Consider the following 2,630-nt stretch of genomic DNA (forward strand, 5'->3'; position numbering starts at 1 on the left):
CGTTTTTGCCATCTCCGACGTCAGAGCCGCGCTACCCGGAATCAGCGATCCAACCATCCGCCTCGTCCTCAATGACCTAAAGGATGAAGGACTCCTCAAGCCCCAGGGCACAGGACGCTCCGCCGTGTGGTTGCGCGTCACCACGTAAAGCCACACCAGACACCCTTCCGCAGCACCGCAGGACTTTCTAGAGACCCGACAGCGGCATGAGCGGGTGCGCTCAGTGGCGTGCTCTCTTCCCAGGCTTCGGCGGCCCCTTGATCAAGCGTCGTACTAGTTCGCCTAGTCCTGCGACGATGCAGAATCCACCGATGAGGTATCCCCACCCATTCCAGTAACTTCGCCGCCCGCCAACTTCGTCAAGACCGAACAGGTCAGACACAGCGCTCACTGCGATGAAGACGAGACCTATGAGACAGATCAGGCCAACTCTCTCTCGCTGCCGCCGAGCAGCGCTGCGTTGACGGGGATCCACCGTCCCATCGTCGCGCATCGCGAGGCGGCGGTGGAATACGTCCGTATGACCCAACCTAGTCCGGCGTCGCCCTAACGGCGGTGCGGGCGGTCCCGAGTGCGGGAGACATAGCTGTGGCTCAGGTCGCGAGGACTTCGGCTTGGTTCGCAAGCCGGGTTCGCAACTGCACGATGAGGAGTGTGAGCAGAACGATCAGGGCCAGGGTGTGGACGTACCGAGGTACGCTCCCGCGGTGACTTCCTCGGTGCATCTCAAGGACTTCGTCAATGAGATCTCGGCCGCAGCACGGGCGGTCAACCATGAGGCGTTTTTCGCGGCTGGACAGCGTCTTGCTGATGCAGTGCATCAGGCGTCGCGCCAGGACCTCGATGACGCCGCCGCGCTCCTAGTGCCAGTGCTGGCTGATGCGCCGCTGTCCCTCGGTGGGCCCCTTGCGCAGTACCTGAGTTCCTTGATCGGCATGGATGGAGACGTAGCACCTGTACTCGACGTGCTGGTCGAGGGCGCCTGCGAGGCGCTGGAGGGCACACGACTGTTTGTGTCCCTGTACGAGGAATTGGTCGGCCCCGTCCCAGAACGGGCTGCGTGCGGCAGTACGGAATTCGAGCAGTTTGTCGAGTCGGCAGCCGAGCGGACTGATGACCCAGGCGCTGTCGCTCGACGATGGATGTATGCCGAACCCTGGGTTCAGCCGGTGCTGTTCCTGTCCCAACGAGTCGACGTTCGGCGTGCGCTGCCGCAGAGGGAACGGCTGCAAGCAGCAGCACTAGCCGCAGAAGAAGACCTTCCGGAGTTGGCGCCTTGGTTGGTTGGCTTGCTACGCATCCGTGACGGCGACCCGTTGATCGTGTTGCATCGCTCCACCGGCACCGGGTTCCGAGTCACGGTGAGTGGTGTGGCCGACAACTTTCAACTTCATACGATGCTCGCGGCCCACATCATCCCTCTCTTGCCTGTGCCCAGAAAGGGGCTCATCCGGCGCCGAAACGCTCCAGAGGTGCCTCTGGGACCGACGCCTGCGATGGTCGCAGCGGCCGACGGCTCTGGACCTGTGGAACCAGAAGGGGGCGTGACAGGCCAGTTCAACCTCGTAGACGGCTATGGCAAATGGATTTGGAACGAGGCTCGCCCAGATGAAATCCCCCTGTTTGGTGGCAGCCGCGTCATCGTTCTCGATCCGCTGCCATATGAGCGCGGCTGGAACGCTGGTCGCGCCTATCCGCTCCTCCGGGCGATCGCTGAGGTTGCGACGCTTTCCCCTGATGAAGCCAGGTCCTGGCTATCTCGCGTTCACGCGGCGCATCCGGCGCACGTGGCCACATCGTCGACCAACGCACTCGTGTGGACTGACGACCTGACCGTGTCACTACCGTCGAACCGCGACGTGGCTGAAGTCGTCACATTCACACTCGAACTCAGCGAGAGAGGAATCGCCGGACTAGAGCTACAGCAGGCGGTCGCAGCCGAGTTCTCGCTCTCATCCGACGATTCAGCAGTCGCTGTCGACCGCGTCTTCGGCGGAATCACGCGTGCGGCCACCGGGAATGTCGCCAACCGTCCGGATCCCACACGGGATCCGATCGCATTCGAGTCATACCTTCGGTCCGTCGAACGGCCAGAAACCTAAATCCGAGCGCACCGAGCGCGGCCCATGAGAACGTCGTTCCGTCGTGCGGCAATGGGAAATCAGTGCTCGTGCTGGTCCATCGCCGCCTCCACGGCGATGAAGCCACCGAGCCGTGTCGTCAGCGGACGGGGAAGATCCTCCGACTTGCTTGCCCAAGTGAGATGAACGATCGCGAACGAGTCGTCCGACGCCCGGAACACAACATCGTCGCAACCTTCACACTTAGCAACGGCATGAAGGTCGAGGCCATACAACTCGTGCCCAGGACCCACCTCGGCCATGACCTCGTCCGCTAAGGTCGCCGCCTGGTCGGCCCCAAGACGAAACCACGGCTCTCGAAAGCCCTCGGCGCTCACGGCAACAGCCTCGCACGAAGGTGCGCGCATCGACACGACCGCGCGAAATGCGGCATGGTCGGGCGTCCCGCTCCGACAGCGGCATGGTCGGGCGTCCCGCTCCGACAGCGGCATGGTCGGGCGTCCCGCTCCGACAGCGGCATGGTCGGGCGTCCCGCTCCGACAGCGGCAT

The 2,630-nt window shown here is 63.3% G+C and carries 2 protein-coding genes; one reads left to right on the top strand and one right to left on the bottom strand.

The genetic code is table 11. From position 1 onward, the window contains the following. Window positions 1-707 precede the first annotated feature (707 nt). A complete protein-coding gene (locus V6M39_RS12370; RefSeq protein ID WP_332644119.1) occupies window positions 708-2,102 on the top strand; it encodes a hypothetical protein in 1,395 nt (464 codons plus the stop codon). 59 nt (window positions 2,103-2,161) lie between these two features. On the opposite strand, the gene V6M39_RS12375 is transcribed toward V6M39_RS12370, so the two are convergent. Next, window positions 2,162-2,630, bottom strand: a 469-nt coding sequence (locus tag V6M39_RS12375) for a hypothetical protein (protein WP_332644120.1), incomplete at its 5' end; no start/stop codon positions are given.

Origin of the sequence: Aeromicrobium sp., assembly GCF_036675695.1 — a bacterium.
Taxonomy (GTDB): Bacteria; Actinomycetota; Actinomycetes; order Propionibacteriales; family Nocardioidaceae; genus Aeromicrobium.